Source organism: Pseudoalteromonas sp. SG45-3 (assembly GCF_014164075.1).
GTDB lineage: Bacteria > Pseudomonadota > Gammaproteobacteria > Enterobacterales > Alteromonadaceae > Pseudoalteromonas > Pseudoalteromonas distincta.
In genome coordinates this window covers 1-257 of sequence record NZ_JACJEN010000085.1, presented here as the reverse complement: position 1 = coordinate 257, position 257 = coordinate 1, and the positions used below count along the sequence as shown (strand labels likewise).

The window sequence follows — 257 nt, the reverse complement described above, 5'->3', positions numbered from 1 at the left end:
TGATTCATGACTGGGGTGAAGTCGTAACAAGGTAGCCCTAGGGGAACCTGGGGCTGGATCACCTCCTTATACGATTTAGAACTTATTTGTTCGTAGTGTCCACACAGATGATTGTTAATTAGTGCGTGTCCTTCGGGATAACTAATTAATATGCTCTTTAAAAATTTGGAAAAGCTGATAATAAAATTCTGATGAATAACATTGTTATTTATCAAGAGTTTTCAAAAGTAAAAAAAGAATGGTAGCAGTACCATTCA

At 35.8% G+C, this 257-nt stretch carries 1 rRNA gene; it reads left to right on the top strand.

Annotated features, from left to right (window positions below):
* A 16S ribosomal RNA gene (locus tag H5126_RS21350) occupies window positions 1-69 on the top strand; the annotation flags it as partial.
* Window positions 70-257 lie beyond the last annotated feature (188 nt).